Annotated in this window: 15 protein-coding genes; 6 read left to right on the top strand and 9 right to left on the bottom strand. The window is 69.7% G+C overall.

The genetic code is table 11. The features are described 5' to 3' along the window. The first annotated feature begins 12 nt into the window (after nucleotides 1-12). The 4 genes from ABEU20_RS10030 to ABEU20_RS10015 all read left to right on the top strand — a co-directional run bounded on the left by ABEU20_RS10030 (nucleotide 13) and on the right by ABEU20_RS10015 (nucleotide 4,250). Complete coding sequence (locus ABEU20_RS10030; protein WP_420164258.1) at nucleotides 13-1,287, top strand: magnesium transporter MgtE N-terminal domain-containing protein; 1,275 nt, start codon at nucleotides 13-15, stop codon at nucleotides 1,285-1,287. After that, nucleotides 1,280-1,819, top strand: coding sequence for a DUF1003 domain-containing protein (locus tag ABEU20_RS10025; RefSeq protein WP_420164257.1), 540 nt, complete (start codon nucleotides 1,280-1,282; stop codon nucleotides 1,817-1,819). Before ABEU20_RS10030 ends, ABEU20_RS10025 begins: the two co-directional genes overlap by 8 nt. Nucleotides 1,820-1,986: 167 nt before the next feature. Further along, entirely contained in the window at nucleotides 1,987-3,090 is a 1,104-nt protein-coding gene (locus tag ABEU20_RS10020) for a lytic transglycosylase domain-containing protein (RefSeq protein WP_420164256.1), read from the top strand. Between the two features lie 23 nt (nucleotides 3,091-3,113). Further along, nucleotides 3,114-4,250 carry an Mrp/NBP35 family ATP-binding protein gene (locus ABEU20_RS10015; protein ID WP_420164255.1) on the top strand — a complete coding sequence of 379 codons (1,137 nt, stop codon included), beginning with the start codon at nucleotides 3,114-3,116 and terminating at the stop codon, nucleotides 4,248-4,250. 84 nt (nucleotides 4,251-4,334) lie between these two features. Here the strand turns inward: ABEU20_RS10015 and tatB are convergent, their stop codons facing one another. From tatB to sigE, 4 genes are all read right to left on the bottom strand, one after another. Continuing rightward, a complete protein-coding gene (tatB, locus tag ABEU20_RS10010; RefSeq protein ID WP_420164254.1) occupies nucleotides 4,335-4,748 on the bottom strand; it encodes a Sec-independent protein translocase protein TatB in 414 nt (137 codons plus the stop codon). A 72-nt stretch (nucleotides 4,749-4,820) separates the two neighbouring features. Further along, nucleotides 4,821-6,311, bottom strand: a complete 1,491-nt coding sequence (locus ABEU20_RS10005; protein WP_420164253.1) for a S1C family serine protease — start codon at nucleotides 6,309-6,311, stop codon at nucleotides 4,821-4,823. A 77-nt stretch (nucleotides 6,312-6,388) separates the two neighbouring features. Further along, nucleotides 6,389-6,748: a zf-HC2 domain-containing protein gene (locus ABEU20_RS10000; protein ID WP_420164252.1), complete on the bottom strand. Its 360-nt coding sequence runs from the start codon at nucleotides 6,746-6,748 to the stop codon at nucleotides 6,389-6,391. An 18-nt stretch (nucleotides 6,749-6,766) separates the two neighbouring features. Further along, a complete protein-coding gene (gene sigE / locus ABEU20_RS09995; protein WP_420164251.1) occupies nucleotides 6,767-7,441 on the bottom strand; it encodes an RNA polymerase sigma factor SigE in 675 nt (224 codons plus the stop codon). A gap of 271 nt (nucleotides 7,442-7,712) precedes the next feature. Here sigE and ABEU20_RS09990 point away from each other — a divergent pair, with 271 nt between their 5' ends. Then, the gene (locus ABEU20_RS09990) at nucleotides 7,713-8,345 is read left to right on the top strand and encodes an O-methyltransferase (RefSeq protein WP_005514457.1); all 633 of its coding nucleotides are present in this window, start codon (nucleotides 7,713-7,715) and stop codon (nucleotides 8,343-8,345) included. A gap of 3 nt (nucleotides 8,346-8,348) precedes the next feature. Here ABEU20_RS09990 and glgC read toward each other — a convergent pair whose 3' ends face one another. Continuing rightward, nucleotides 8,349-9,563, bottom strand: coding sequence for a glucose-1-phosphate adenylyltransferase (glgC, locus tag ABEU20_RS09985; RefSeq protein ID WP_137725306.1), 1,215 nt, complete (start codon nucleotides 9,561-9,563; stop codon nucleotides 8,349-8,351). A 101-nt stretch (nucleotides 9,564-9,664) separates the two neighbouring features. Here glgC and glgA point away from each other — a divergent pair, with 101 nt between their 5' ends. Next, nucleotides 9,665-10,837 carry a glycogen synthase gene (glgA, locus tag ABEU20_RS09980; RefSeq protein ID WP_420164250.1) on the top strand — a complete coding sequence of 391 codons (1,173 nt, stop codon included), beginning with the start codon at nucleotides 9,665-9,667 and terminating at the stop codon, nucleotides 10,835-10,837. Here glgA and ABEU20_RS09975 read toward each other — a convergent pair. From ABEU20_RS09975 to ABEU20_RS09960, 4 genes are all read right to left on the bottom strand, one after another. Further along, a complete protein-coding gene (locus ABEU20_RS09975; RefSeq protein ID WP_420164572.1) occupies nucleotides 10,810-11,664 on the bottom strand; it encodes a putative RNA methyltransferase in 855 nt (284 codons plus the stop codon). The genes glgA and ABEU20_RS09975 overlap by 28 nt on opposite strands. A 135-nt stretch (nucleotides 11,665-11,799) precedes the next feature. Further along, a complete protein-coding gene (locus ABEU20_RS09970) occupies nucleotides 11,800-11,967 on the bottom strand; it encodes a DUF3117 domain-containing protein (RefSeq protein ID WP_003936084.1) in 168 nt (55 codons plus the stop codon). 151 nt (nucleotides 11,968-12,118) lie between these two features. Continuing rightward, on the bottom strand, nucleotides 12,119-12,691 hold the full coding sequence (locus ABEU20_RS09965; RefSeq protein ID WP_420164249.1) for a DNA-3-methyladenine glycosylase I: 573 nt from the start codon (nucleotides 12,689-12,691) through the stop codon (nucleotides 12,119-12,121). Beyond that, nucleotides 12,688-13,017, bottom strand: a complete 330-nt coding sequence (locus ABEU20_RS09960) for a DivIVA domain-containing protein (protein ID WP_420164248.1) — start codon at nucleotides 13,015-13,017, stop codon at nucleotides 12,688-12,690. Before ABEU20_RS09960 ends, ABEU20_RS09965 begins: the two co-directional genes overlap by 4 nt. Between the last annotated feature and the right edge of the window lie 42 nt (nucleotides 13,018-13,059).

Genomic DNA, 13,059 nt, shown 5'->3' with positions numbered 1-13,059 from the left:
AGCCTTTTCATCATGGCAGCTGTGAGCAAGGTCTTCGCAGCCAGGCTCGCCGGCCTGGTCGTTCTCGGACCCGACGGTGAGTCGATCGGTCGTGTGCGCGACGTGGTGCTCACCATCCGAATAGGCAGACAGCCGCCGCGGGTGCTGGGCCTGGTCATCGAGATGTTCACGCGCAAACGCATTTTCGTGCCCATGCTGCGCGTCACCGCGATCGAGCCGGCGTCGGTGACCCTCAAGACCGGCAACGTCAGTCTGCGCCGTTTCGACCAGCGCCCCACCGAAATCCTCGCGCTCGCCCAGGTGCTCGATTCCCGGGTCCGCATCGACGATCCGGAGGTCACCGACGCGATCGGCTCCGAGGCCGTCATCGTCGACCTGGGTATCGAACTGACCCGCACCCGAGACTGGGTGGTGTCCCGCGTCGCGGTGCGTGCGCAGCGCGGCCGGCTGGGCCGACGCTCGGCGATCCATGTCGTCGACTGGCAACACGTACACGGGCTGACCCCGACCGCACTGTCGATGCCCGGACAGGGTGTCTCGCAGTTGCTGATGCAGTTCGACGGCATGCGCGCCGCCGACGTCGCGCACGCGATGCGCGAGCTGCCCGAGAAGCGCCGGCACGAGGTGGCCCTCGCGCTCGACGACGAACGCCTCGCGGACGTCGTGCAGGAGTTGCCCGCCGACGACCAGACCGACCTGCTGCTGCACCTCGAGGTCGAACGCGCGGCCGACGTGCTCGAGGCGATGGACCCCGACGACGCGGCCGACCTGCTGGGCGAGCTGCCCGAGACCGACGCCGAGTCGCTGCTGCAGTTGATGGATCCCGAGGACTCCGAACCGGTCCGGCGACTGCTCGAGCACTCCCCCGACACCGCGGGCGGACTCATGACCCCCGAGCCGGTGGTGCTGACGCCGTCGACGACGGTCGCCGAGGCCCTCGCCCGCGCCCGCAACGCCGATCTCACGCCGGCCCTCGCGAGCATGGTGTTCGTGGTGCGCCCGCCCACCGCGACACCCACCGGCCGCTACCTCGGCTGCGTCCATCTGCAACGGTTACTCCGGGAGCCACCCGCCAACCTGGTCGGCGGTGTCCTCGACGACGACCTGCCGCGACTCGACCCCGAGGACTCGCTCGCGACCGTCACCCGGTACTTCGCGACCTACAACCTGGTGTGCGCGCCCGTCGTCGACGACGAGCACCACCTGCTCGGTGCCGTGACCGTCGACGACGTCCTCGACCACCTCCTCCCGACCGACTGGCGCGAGGAGGACCACGACCATGAGTGAACCGAGCGGACGACAGCGGCTCGAGACCCCGCGCGGGACGCGGGGACTGCGATTCCACATCGACGTCGAGGCCGTGGGCCGGGTGAGCGAGAACATCGCCCGCTTCCTCGGTACCGGCCGTTACCTGCTGATCCAGACGGTGATCGTGATCGTGTGGGTCGCGCTCAACATCTTCGCGGTGAGTCTGCAGTGGGACCCCTACCCGTTCATCCTGCTGAATCTGGCGTTCTCGACGCAGGCCGCGTACGCCGCGCCGCTGATCCTGCTGGCACAGAACCGGCAGGAGAACCGCGACCGGGTGTCCCTCGAGGAGGACCGGGCGCGCGCCGCACAGACGAAAGCCGACACCGAGTTCCTGGCCCGCGAGCTCGCGGCGCTGCGCCTCGCGGTCGGCGAGGTTGCGACCCGCGACTACCTGCGGCGCGAACTCGACGACATCCGGCAGATGCTGACGGAGCTCGGCGAGCGGGACTCGGGTCGGGTCGACGACGAGTCGACTCCGCCGGTCTCCAAGCCGCGCTCGCGCAAGTAGCGACCCGAACCTCCCTCGCCGGACGTTCCGAACGCTCGGCTCCGTTCTCCGACACGACCGGTCACCGATATGTAACGTGTGTCACATCGATCGAGATCTACCGGACGGCGACGCTCGGTCGTGCAATGCGAGTGGATGCGGGTTTCCCGCAAGGAGGGGTCTGAAGAGTGCGTGTGCGTGGAATCCTCGGTACGTCGTCCCTCGTCCTCGCCGGAGTCGTGACCGCAGCGGCATCGTTCGGAGGCGTCTTCGACACCTCGTCGCCCGAGTCCGCGTCCACCGCGGCGACGTATCCGCTCGTGACGACGACCGAGGCGCCGGCGGCGCAGGCCGCGATGGTCCCGACCGTCGGACTCGTGCCCGCCGCGCCCCGTCCCGAGCGCCAGCTGCGCACCGCCAGGCCCGCAGCGGCCCCGGTTCTCCCGGACGCGACGGCGCCGGCACCGGGTGCGGCGCCGAGGTCGGTGCCGGTTCCGGTGGTCGTCGGGCCGCTCGGCATCCCGGAGATCGTCCTCAACGCCTACCGCTCCGCGGAACTGGCGATGGCGGGCGCGCAGCCGGGGTGTGGCCTGCAGTGGAACCTTCTCGCCGGCATCGGCAAGATCGAGTCGGGACATGCCGGCGGCGGCCAGACCGATGCCGCGGGCACCACCGTGACGCCGATCCTCGGCCCCACACTCAACGGCCACCTGGCCGGCAACGAGATCATCACCGACACCGACCGCGGTGCGCTCGACGGCGACCCGGTGCACGATCGCGCGGTGGGTCCGATGCAGTTCATCCCGAGTACCTGGGTGCGCTACGCGTCCGACGGCAACGGGGACGGCATCGCCGACCCCAACAACGTCTTCGACGCGACGCTGTCGGCCGCGCGGTACCTGTGTGCGGGCGGGCTGAACCTCGACGATCCGGCCCAGCTCACGCGCGCCGTACTCCGCTACAACAACTCCTCGACCTACATGGCGAACGTCCTGTCGTGGTCGGCCGCCTACCGGACCGGTGGCACGCCGGCCCCCGCGGTTCCGGTCGCCCCGGCACCGCCCGAGCGGACCCCGGACACGGAGGCGGTGGCCGAGGCCGCGCCGACGCCGACGCCGTCGCCGTCGCCGACCGAGCCCACGACGACCCCTGCCGCACCGCCCGCCGACCAGGCCGCGGCGACGGTTCCCGCTCCCCCGCCGCTGCCGACCGTCCCGGGTCTGCCGCAGCTGCCCTGCCTCATCTTCTGCCCACCACCGGCGCCTGCACCGACGCCGGGGCCCGCCGCGTAGTCGGTGCCGCCTAACATGGGGGCATGGCAGCCCTGACCGAGACCGCCGTCCGCACCGCATTGTCGAAGGTGCAGGACCCCGAAATCCGTAAACCCATCACGGAACTCGGCATGGTCAAGAGCATCGACATCGGCGACGACGGCAGCGTCGACGTCGGTATCTACCTGACCACGGCGGGATGCCCCCTGCGCACCGAGATCACCGAGCGGGTCACCAAGGCCATCGCCGACGTCGAGGGCGCCGGGGCGGTCCGCGTCGAACTCGACGTCATGAACGACGAGCAGCGCACCGAACTGCGCCGCTCGCTGCGGGGCGACTCCGCCGAACCCGTGATCCCGTTCGCGCAGCCCGGCAACCTCACCCGGGTGTACGCGGTCGCGTCGGGCAAGGGCGGCGTCGGCAAATCGAGCGTCACGGTCAACCTCGCGGCCGCGATGGCCGCGAAGGGCCTCTCGGTCGGTGTGCTCGACGCCGACATCTACGGTCACTCGGTCCCCCGCATGCTCGGCACCGACGCCAAGCCCACGCAGGTGGAGCGGATGATCATGCCGCCGCAGTCACACGACGTGAAACTGATCTCCATCGCCCAGTTCACACAGGGCAACACCCCCGTCGTGTGGCGCGGACCGATGCTGCACCGGGCACTGCAGCAGTTCCTCGCCGACGTGTTCTGGGGCGATCTCGACGTGCTGCTGCTGGACCTTCCGCCCGGCACCGGCGACGTCGCGATCTCGGTCGCCCAGCTCATTCCGGGCGCCGAGATCCTCGTCGTCACGACCCCGCAGCAGGCGGCCGCCGAGGTGGCCGAGCGGGCCGGCGCGATCGCCCTGCAGACGCGTCAGCGCATCGCGGGCGTCGTCGAGAACATGTCGTGGATGGAACTGCCGGACGGCACCCGCATGGAGGTGTTCGGCTCGGGCGGCGGCCAGGCCGTGGCCGACCGGCTCACGAAGGCCGTCGGCGCCACGGTGCCGCTGCTGGGTCAGATCCCGCTCGAGCAGGCGGTTCGTGAGGGCGGCGACGCCGGCCTCCCGATCGTCCTCGGCGCTCCCGATTCCCCCGCGGGCACCGCGCTGCGCGACATCGCCGACAAGCTGTCGGTCCGTTCGCGCGGCCTGGCCGGCATGTCGCTCGGGATCGACACCGTCCGGCACCTCTGAGACGGGCCTCGGACCCGACGTAGCCGAAGGGCCGGAGAGCATCGCTGGATGCTTTCCGGCCCTTCGGTCGTCTCGGGGTGGAGATCAGGTGGCGTCGGGATCGACCGGCGGTCGCTCACCCGCTGCGAGCGGCTTCGATTCGGGGGCGGTCGGCGCGGCACCCGAACCGTTCGAGCCGCCGAGCCCCTTGTCGAACGGCTTGCCGTCGAAGGTTCCCTTGAGCACCGAGTCGTCGCCGTCCAAAAGGTGCTTGGTGATGACGGCGCGCGGGGTCATGCCGCGCAGTTCGTTGAGGTCGGCGAGCGGCTTGCGGAGGTCGTCGAACTCCGGGCCCAGCTCGTCCTTCAGCTGCTGGCTGGCGCCGCTGGCGTAGTCCCGGACCTGGCGGAGCGACTTGGTGACCCAGCTGACGGCACCGGGCAGCCGCTCGGGACCGAGGATGACGAGCGCTGCGATGAGGAGCACCATGAACTCGCCCCAGCCGATGTTGCCAAACACGGGTTCAGAGTACGTGTCCGCACGTGGAAACGCTCGTGCGATACGCAAATTTCACATCCGCGACACCCGACGTCAGTCCGAGGTCGGGGTCACCTCGACGTCCACGAGCCGACCGGACCGGAACAACTGCACCGTGACGGGCTTCCCGACTTCCTGGTCGTGCACCGCGACGATCAGTTCGTCGGCGCCGGACACGGACCGGTCGCCGACCTTGACGATCACGTCGCCCTCCACGATGCCGGCCTTCTGTGCCGGGCTGTCTGCCTGCACGTTCGCGACCTCGGCACCGCTGGTCGCGTCGTTGATGACGGTCCGGGCGTTGACGCCGATCTCCGGGTGGTGGACGACGCCGTTGCGGATCAGTTCCTGCGCGACGGCCGTGACGTCGTCGATCGGGATCGCGAAACCGAGGCCCACCGATCCACCGCTCTCCGAGCGGATCGCCGAGTTGATCCCGATGACCCGTCCATCCATGTCGATGAGCGGGCCACCCGAATTGCCGGGGTTGATCGCGGCATCGGTCTGCACGGCGTCGATCACGGCATCGGTGTCGGTGCCGGCGCCGTTGAGCCGGACGGGCCGATTGAGCGCGCTCACGATGCCCCGGGTCACGGTCTTGTTCAGGCCCAGCGGCGACCCGACGGCCACGACGTCCTGGCCGACCTGCACGTCCGAGGACTTGCCGAGATCGGCGACGGTGAGGTTGTTCGCGTCGGTCTTGAGCACCGCGAGGTCGGTCTTGGTGTCGCGGCCGACGATCTGGGCCGGCACCTTGGTTCCGTCGGAGAAGGTCACCCGGATCGTCGCGCCCTCGGGGGCCGTCGCGGCCATCGAGATCACGTGATTGTTGGTGACGATGTAGCCGGCACCGTCGACGACCACTCCCGATCCGGTACCGGACTGATCGCCCTGCGCGACCTGGATGGACACGACCGACGGCAGGACGGCATCGGCGACTGCGGCGATCTGCCCCACGGGCTCGTCGCCGTCGTCGCCGGACTGGGCCAGAGTGACGCTCCGGCTGGTGAGGCTGTCACGATCCGACGTCGCCGCGATTCCGACGAGTCCGCCGACCAGCCCGATCGCGAGTGCGAGGGCCGCCAGCGCCGCGAGCGCCTTTCCCTCCACGTGATCGCCGAGCAGGACGTCCCGGACACCCAGCTTCGGGGCGTCGGGCGTGCGGGCCGGACCGGACGCCGCCTCGGCGGGTGCGCCCAGTCGGACGGGGGCATCGGGATCGCGCCACGGATCGGCCGGAACGTCGTCTGCGGCGACCTCGACCGGGGACTCGGGGGCACGCTGGATCGACTCCGCCTCACCGTCGGGGCGTCCGAACGCCTCGGCCAACACGGGATCGGGCCGAGCCACCCGGATGTCGGACGGCCCGGCGGAACGGGGATCGGATGCGCGCACGAACGAACCGGAGACGTCGGCCGGGCGCCCGAACGCGTGGGCCGCGGCGGGGTCCACATCGGGGCGGTACACCGGACGCGGGGCCAGCCGTGGCCGCTCGGGATCCGATCCGGCGTCCGCCGCTCCGGGCGTCCTCGAGTCAGCGGTCACGCGCGTGTATCCCCTCGTGTGCGTCGATCACGGATGCCAGTATCGCCGATTCGGGCGACCGCGCGGGTCGCGGCACGTCAGCGACGACGGCGGAACGGCCAGCGCCGCGCGATGTCGCTGTCGCGCTCGAAGGAGATGATGCCGGGCACGGAGTCCTGGCGGGGCGAGGGATCGGGCTCGGCCGGGTGGCACCGCGGAATCTGACTGAGGAGGCCGAGCAGCGAACTCGGCATCGACACCTCGGCGGCGCGACGCAACGCGATGCGTGCCTGCTGCTGCGCCTCGACCTCGGCGGCGCACTCCGGGCACATCGCCAGGTGCTGGGAGGCCCGCAGATAGGCGTTCATGCGCAATTCGCCGTCCACGTACGACGCGATCGCCTCACTCGCAAGGTGCTCGGTAGAGCCGAACTGACGAGGTCTGCGCGCCTGCGTCATCAAACCCTCCTGCATTGCCTACCGGACACCGATCTGGTCGGCATCAACCTTTCCATTCGCGGCGAGGTGCTCACGCAGAGCCTGTCGTCCACGATGGATCCTGCTGCGAACAGTACCCAGCTTGACGCCCAGTGTCGCACCGATCTCCTCGTACGACAGACCTTCGATGTCACAGAGGACCACGGCGGCGCGGAACTCCGGGGCGAGTGAGTCGAGCGCGGACTGCAGGTCGGGCGCCAGTCGGGCGTCGTGGTAGATCTGCTCCGGATTGGGCGAGTCGGAAGGAACGCGGTCGTAGTCCTCGGGCAGGGCTTCCATACGGATGCGGTTGCGGCGCCGGACCATGTCCAGGAACAGATTGGTCGTGATGCGGTGCAGCCAACCCTCGAACGTGCCGGGCTGGTAGTTCTGCAGCGACCGGAACACGCGGATGAAGGTGTCCTGCGTCAGATCCTCGGCGTCCTGCGCGTTTCCCGACAGGCGGTACGCCAGGCGATAGACCCGGTCGCCGTGTTCGCGGACGAGTTCGTCCCACGACGGCATCGCCGACTTGTCACCGGTCGCGTCGAAAGCGGCCGTGCCGGTGGGTTCGGTCAGTCCTGATTCGATGCCGAGCGCGGACACACCTGAATCTGTGCCCGCCGCGAGCGTACGGTCGGCGGTGTCGGTGATGGTGCGTTCGGCATTGATCATGTGGATGGGTGGATCCTCCTACTCAGGACCGCTGATCACGAGACACGGGATTCTGCCGGTTCAACTCCCGAGAACGAGGAATTGTTCCCGCCGATCCGCTGTCGCATGATCTTCACGCCGTGCGGTCTAGTCGTCCGGCGATGGGATCACCCTCTCGCACCTGGATATGTGCCGAATATGAGCAAGCTGAGTGGGGCCTGAGAATTCTGCCGAGCCGGGGCACGCGCGAGCCTCGACACCGCGCCGGGAGTGCCCGGCTAGCCTCTATTGCGTGCTCACCAACGCCGAACGAATTCTCACTCACACCGAGGACACGATCCTCGAGGACGAGATGCTCGCCACCGCGCGCGATCGCGCCGTGGAACTCGGCGCTGCGCCCGTGCCCCCGCCCGTCGGTGCGGCCCTCGCGCTCTTCACGAAGATGCTCGATGCCAAGACGGTTGTCGAGGTGGGGACCGGTGCGGGTGTGAGCGGGCTGTGGCTGCTGCGGGGCATGCGCGAGGACGGCGTCCTGACCACGATCGACAGCGAACCCGAGCACCAGCGCGCCGCCAAGCAGACCTTCCGCGTCGCGGGCGTCGCGCCGTCTCGCACCCGACTGATCAACGGCCGCGCGCTCGACGTCCTGCCGCGGCTCGCCGATTCGGCATACGACCTCGTCTTCGTGGACAACGCGCCCGCGGATCACCCGCACTTCGTCCGCGAGGGCGTGCGCCTGCTGCGTCCCGGCGGGGTGATCGTGCTGCACAATGCGCTGCTCGGGGGCCGGGTCGCCGACCCCGGCCAGCGCGACGCGGCGACGGTCGCGGTCCGCGAGGCCGCACGCGCGATCGCGGACGACGAGCGCCTCACCCGTGTGCTGTTTCCCATCGGCGACGGCCTGCTGTGCGCCGCGCGCCTCTGACGGCTAGATCCAGACGCCCTTGCCGATCGTCACGACGCCGCCGTTGCTGACCGCGAAGCGCTGACGGTCGCGCTCGAGATCGACCCCGATGATCTCGCCCTCCCCCACCACGACGTTCTTGTCGAGGATGGCGCGGCGCACCACCGCACCCTTGCCCACGCGGACGCCCGGCATCAGGACGCTGCCCTCGACGGTGGCGCCGTCCTCGACCATCACGTTGGAGCTGAGCACCGAGTTGCGGACCGTCGCCGCGGACAGGATCGAACCCGCGCCGACGACGGACTCCTGCGCGAGCCCGCCCTTGACGAACTTGGCCGGCGCGAGGTTCTCGGCTCCGCCGCGGATGGGCCAGCGCCGGTTGTAGAGGTTGAACACGGGGTGCACCGACACGAGGTCCATGTGCGCGTCGTAGAACGCGTCGATGGTTCCGACGTCGCGCCAGTACCCGCGGTCGCGGTCCGTCGCGCCCGGCACCACGTTGTTCTTGAAGTCGTACACCGACGCCAGGCCCGCGTCGACGAGCGCGGGAATGATGTCGCCGCCCATGTCGTGGTCGGAGTCGGAGTTCTCGGAGTCGGCCCGGATGGCGTCGACCAGAACCTTCGTGGTGAACACGTAGTTACCCATCGACGCGAACGTGACGTTGGGATCGTCCGGGGTACCGGGCGGATGCGCGGGCTTCTCCAGGAACTGGGTGATCCGGCCGGACTCGTCGCTGTCGATGCATCCGAACGCGTACGCCTCGCTGCGCGGCACCCGGATGCCGGCCACGGTGACGCCGGCGCCGGAGTCGATGTGGTGCTGGACCATCTGCTCGGGGTCCATCCGGTACACGTGGTCGGCGCCGAACACCACGATGTACTCGGGGTCCTCGTCGTACACGAGGTTGAGCGACTGGAAGATGGCGTCGGCACTGCCGGTGTACCAGCGTGGCCCGAGTCGCTGCTGCGCCGGCACCGGCGTGATGTACTCGCCGGCGAACCCGGACAATCGCCAGGTCTGCGAGATGTGCCGGTCCAGCGAGTGTGACTTGTACTGGGTGAGCACGCAGATGCGCAGATAACCGGCATTGACGAGGTTGCTCAGCACGAAATCGATGAGCCGGTACGCGCCGCCGAACGGGACGGCGGGCTTGGCGCGGTCAGCCGTGAGCGGGTACAGGCGTTTACCCTCGCCACCGGCGAGCACGATCCCGAGCACATGGGGCTGACTCCTCACACCAGTCAACCTATCGGGCGCCCCCCGACCGCCGCCAGCGTTGCAGGGAACACGCCCGGCGCCGCTGGCCGGAAACGGGTTTCGGCGGTTACGTTTAGCCGGTGCGGGTCGCGATGATGACGAAGGAATACCCCCCGGAGATCTACGGCGGCGCCGGTGTCCACGTGACCGAACTGGTCTCGCACCTGCGCGCGCTGTGCGACGTGGACGTCCACTGCATGGGTGCGCCTCGCGCAGGCGCCGTCGTCCACGTCCCGGACGCCGACCTGTCCGCCGCCAATCCGGCCCTGCGCACCCTGTCGGCGGAGCTGCGGATGGCGAACGCCGCGGGCGACGCCGACGTCGCGCACTCGCACACGTGGTACACCGGCCTCGCCGGGCACCTGGCCGGAGCCCTGTACGACATCCCGCACATCGTCACCGCGCACTCGCTCGAGCCGCGGCGGCCGTGGAAGGCCGAGCAGCTGGGCGGCGGGTACCGCATCTCGTCGTGGTCCGAGCGCAACGCGATGGAGCACGCCGACGCGGTCATCGCGGTCAGCGCGGGAATGCGCGCCGACGTCCTCGACACCTACCCGGCGATCGATCCCGCCCGAGTGCACGTGGTGCACAACGGGATCGACACGAGCGTGTGGTATCCGGGACCGGCCGATCCGGGTACGCCCTCGATCCTCGCCGCGCACGGTATCTCCCACGATCGGCCGATCGCGGTCTTCGTCGGGCGCATCACTCGGCAGAAGGGGCTCGCGCACCTCGTGGCGGCGGCACACCGATTCGATCCTTCCATCCAGCTGGTGCTGTGCGCGGGCGCGCCCGACACGGCGGAACTCGCGGAGGAAACGGAGCGGGAGGTCGCCCGTCTCGCCGCGGCCCGGGACGGCGTGTTCTGGATTCGGGACATGCTGCCCACCACCCAGGTTCGCGAAATACTTTCCGCAGCTACGGTTTTCGTCTGTCCCTCGGTGTACGAACCGCTGGGAATCGTGAATCTCGAGGCCATGGCGTGCGCGACCGCGGTGGTCGCGTCGGACGTCGGCGGCATTCCCGAGGTGGTGCAGGACGGCGTCACCGGCCGCCTGGTCCACTACAACTCGTACGAGACGGACGCCTTCGAGCACGCCCTGGCCGACGCCGTCAACGCCGTGGCCGCCGACGCCACCGTCGCGGCGGAGATGGGCCGCGCGGGGCGCGCACGCGCGACCGCGGAGTTCTCGTGGGCCCGGGTGGCACAGCAGACGCTGGACGTCTACCGGGACGTACTGGCCCGCCGATAGGTGGACACCACGACCGACGCCGTCACCGGGAACGGTTCGGGCAGTGCGCCGATCGCCTCGGCTCGGCGGTCGGGCGGCAGGTGCCGCGCGGAGGGCCCCATCCCCACGAGGTGGTCGACGTCGCGATGCGACAGCGACATGGTGATCTCGACGGGCGCGCGGTGGACACGGTCGAACCGGCCCGCCATCGTCTCCCCGAGTCGCTCGACCTTGCGGTCGTCGACACGCACCATGCCGAGCAGGTCGACCAGCTCGTGCAGGTGCCGGTCGGTCGGGGTCAGAACGACGAGGGTTCCGTCGTCGGCGAGGACCCGGTCGATCTCGGCGGCGTTGCGCGGCGCGAAGATCGAGAGCACATGGGTGAGCACGCCGTCACGGACGGGCAGTTGCCGCCACACGTCGGCGACGACGGCGGCGGCCCGCGGGTGCGAGCGCGCGAGCCGGCGGGCGGCCGGCTTGGAGACGTCCAGTCCGATGCCCTGGGCGGAGGGGGCCGCGTCGAGGACGCGGGCCAGATAGTGGCCGGTTCCCGCCCCTACTTCGAGAATCCGGGGATCGACGTCGTCGGGCGTGGACTGCACGACCGCGTCGGCCACGGCCGCCATGAGAGCGTCGAAGTGACCGGCGTCGAGGAATTCGCAGCGGTCCGCGATCATCTCGGGACTGTCGCCGGTGAACTTGGTGGCCGCGCCGGTCAGCAATGTGACGTAGCCCTGGCGGGCGACGTCGAAGCTGTGCCCCCGGGGGCAGAGGAGCGTTCGATCGACGAGATCGAGCCCGTCGCCACATTGAGGGCACGCGAGTAGTGCACTCACATCCGCCAGCACCGGTACCGCCGTGCCCTTTCCGCAGAAGTCGTCGTTCGGGTGGACCCGCGGCGAGCAGCACACAGGCATCGGCCGGGTGGTCTCACTGACATTCGTGAGCCGACCCGGCCGAGACACCGCGGAGGGATACTCCGATCAGCTGGTGACGCCCTTGAGTTCTTCCCCGAGCGCAGCAGCCTCTTCCGGGGTGAGTTCGACGACCAGACGTCCACCGCCCTCGAGTGGAACCCTCATGACGATTCCTCGTCCCTCTTTGGTTGCCTCGAGGGGACCGTCCCCGGTCCGGGGCTTCATGGCCGCCATCCTCTGCTCCCTCCAAATCTGCGCCGGACTCCGCTAGCGCCTCGGGTTACCCGTTTGCCTCGCCAGCACTTGGCGAGGCTCCTGGTCCATTCTTCCCTATCGAGCGGGTTGCCGGGTAGCTGAGGCGCAAAACCGCTCGAACCCGGCGCCGTCAGAGACCCGGTTCGACCCAGCAGGACGCGAGGTGATCGTCGACCATCCCGGTGGCCTGCATGAGCGCATATGCCGTGGTAGGACCCACGAAACGGAAGCCACGACGTTTCAGTTCCCTGGCCATCGCCGTGGACTCGGGTGTGACCGCCGGAACGTCGCCGACTCGGTCCAAGCGCCTGGCGCGCCGCGGCGGCGCGAAAGACCAGAGCAGCGTGTCGAGGTCGGTCCCGGACAGGTCGAGGACGGCGCGGGCGTTCCCGATGACGGCCTCGATCTTCGCTCGATTGCGGACGATGCCGGCGTCCCCCAGCAAACGTTCGATGTCGGCGTCCGTGTAGGCGGCCACCGCCTCGGTGGCGAACCCGTCGAAGGCCTTCCGGAACGCTTCTCGCTTGCGCAGGATCGTGATCCACGACAGCCCCGACTGGAACGCCTCGAGGCACAGGCGCTCGAACAGTTCGTCGCGGCCGTGCAGCGGCTGCCCCCATTCGAGGTCGTGGTAGTCGGTGTACAGCCGCGAGCCGTCGGAATCGACCGCCCACGGGCAGCGCGTCCGGTCGTCGACCGTCATCGCGACGCCTCCGGATCCGCGGAGGCCCCGGTGCCGTCGGTGCCGGCATCACGAATCGCCAATTGCGCTCGCAGCGAGTCGATCTCCTTGCCGAGACGGTCGAGGGCCCAGTCGACCTCGCCGGCCTTGTAACCACGCAGCGTCTGCTGGAACCGCAACGCCTTCACATCCGCCCCGGTGACGTCCGCGGCGGGCAGCACCGTCGCGGTGGTTCCCGGCGGCAGCGGCGGCAATTCCTCGGAACGACCGAACACGGCGCTCGCGCCGAGGAACAGCAGGCCACCGACGAGCACCATGACCAACAGGTAGATCAGGACCGTCAGCATGCCCCGATCCTGTCACGAACCTCCGACACCGGGCGTCAGGCG

The sequence above is a fragment of the Rhodococcus parequi genome, from assembly GCF_046042785.1.
GTDB lineage: Bacteria > Actinomycetota > Actinomycetes > Mycobacteriales > Mycobacteriaceae > Prescottella > Prescottella parequi.
Note: the sequence above shows the minus strand (reverse complement) of the source record. Positions and strands in the feature narration are given on the sequence as shown.